A 1858-nucleotide genomic window follows, 5' to 3' on the forward strand; every position below is an offset into this window, starting at 1 on the left:
ACCTTGATGACAATAGTCCTGACTGAGTGAAATTGACAGGATAAAAGCGATCGCTAAAAAACTAAACCACAGAAAACTCCTCTACCTGACAAATATGTCGCCCCACTGCTGTAGCAATGGGGCGTAAACTTTCAACCAACTCCACCATATCTTCTAATGACAATGCTTGTCGTGCATCGGAAACAGACTCTTCCGGTACAGGATGACATTCAATCATCAAACCATCTGCTCCACCAGCAATAGCAGCTTTGGCCAACGGTGCGACTAATTCCCGTTTCCCCGCCGCATGAGAAGGATCGACAATAACTGGCAAGTGAGTTAACTGTTTTAGCGCAGCTACCGTACCTAAATCTAAAACATTACGAGTATAATTATCGAAACTACGAATACCACGTTCGCACAAAACTACATCCGGGTTGCCATAACTGAGAATATATTCAGCAGCCATCAAAAATTCTTGAATAGTCGCAGATAACCCCCGTTTTAAAATTACAGGTTTGCCAACTTTGCCTACTGCTTTGAGTAACTCAAAGTTTTGCATATTGCGACTACCTATTTGCAGCACATCCGCATCAGCAACTACCGACTCTATTTGCGGAATAGACATTACTTCTGTTACGATTGGGAGATGGTAAGATTGGCTAACTTTTGCCAAAATTTTCAATCCTTCTATTCCCAACCCTTGGAATGAGTATGGAGAAGTGCGCGGTTTATAGACACCACCCCGCAACATTTGTACGGGTGCAGTTATTAACTTGCTTGCTACTAATTCCATTTGTTCCATACTTTCAACGGTACAAGGACCGCCAATAATCAAAAAATCTTTACCTCCCACTGTTGTCCTTTCAGAAATATTAATAACTGTTTGATGTTCGGGATGAGATTTGGATGCAAGTTTAGCGTCAGACACGAAATATTCTCCTTATGTAGATTAAGTGGGGTAAAAAACAAAAAACCCGAAACTGTTGTTAGTTCCGGGTAAAAGTTGAAGGTCAGCATGACAAGTTACCCGGAATTATATCGAGGCCAAAAATAAAAACCGTAATACCAGGTATTAACTTGAGTCATAGCTGTTTTCATCTTTTTTTGAGATAGTGAAATTTACAAATAAAAAAACCGCAGTTATTATTCTGCGGTTCACTTAGAGGTTCATAGCAAAAGCTAAATTCACTCCAAGTGAACCTCTCTGTGCCAAAAATAAAAGTAGGAATTGATGAGAAACATTAGTTTTTTTGTTTGTTTTGAATATATTAACAGTCGGACTCTGGACGTGAGACTGACATATTTCTATGTTTAACCTGTTAAATTAACATTCTAGCAGAGCATTTAGATAGTGTCAAGTCCTTACTCAATTTTTTCATGGCCAGATACCAAGTTATATCAAATCCGGTTGAATACTTACCACATAGTTGAGAGTAGGGGACCCACCCCTCGCCCCTCCCCCTCCCAGGAAGGGAGTAGGGGAGATTTAGATAGACATCTCCAATAATAAAAAATCAAATCAATTATCGTACAGAAATTATCAATTATTTCCCTCTATTCCCTACTCCCTATCCGTGGAAAAGATGTCTAATATTGGAGTAATTTAATAAATTATAAACAGATATTATATAGCCGGATTCTATGTGCAATTAACAGGATTTGTATTATACCATTTCTAAAAAGTAATGCGATGAGTAAAGTCATTTACTGCTATGAACAAAGGTTTATTATTCGTCGAGTATATGTAGCAAAAATGCGCGACATTTGGTATATCCTTTCCCCAGCAACTGAGCTACAGTCTATTATTTACCATCCTTGGTTGTACTGAAATCAATGTACTTCACCACACTGAGAAATCACTGACAAATGCTATTTT

The 1858-nt window shown here is 38.5% G+C and carries 2 protein-coding genes; one reads left to right on the top strand and one right to left on the bottom strand.

The window, feature by feature from the left end:
* Positions 1-61: 61 nt before the first annotated feature.
* Entirely contained in the window at positions 62-910 is an 849-nt protein-coding gene (gene aroF, locus D5R40_RS32580) for a 3-deoxy-7-phosphoheptulonate synthase (RefSeq protein ID WP_124147259.1), read from the bottom strand.
* Between the two features lie 762 nt (positions 911-1672).
* On the opposite strand from aroF, the gene D5R40_RS36720 reads away from it, so the two are divergent.
* Entirely contained in the window at positions 1673-1810 is a 138-nt protein-coding gene (locus D5R40_RS36720; protein WP_161565171.1) for a hypothetical protein, read from the top strand.
* Positions 1811-1858: the final 48 nt, after the last annotated feature.

The sequence above is a fragment of the Okeania hirsuta genome, assembly GCF_003838195.1.
Taxonomy (GTDB): Bacteria; Cyanobacteriota; Cyanobacteriia; order Cyanobacteriales; family Microcoleaceae; genus Okeania; species Okeania hirsuta.

Bases quoted from the DNA above. Each gene is read 5' to 3' on its own strand.
- D5R40_RS36720 (WP_161565171.1), top strand. From the start codon at position 1,673: ATGAGTAAAGTCATTTACTGCTATGAACAAAGGTTTATTATTCGTCGA.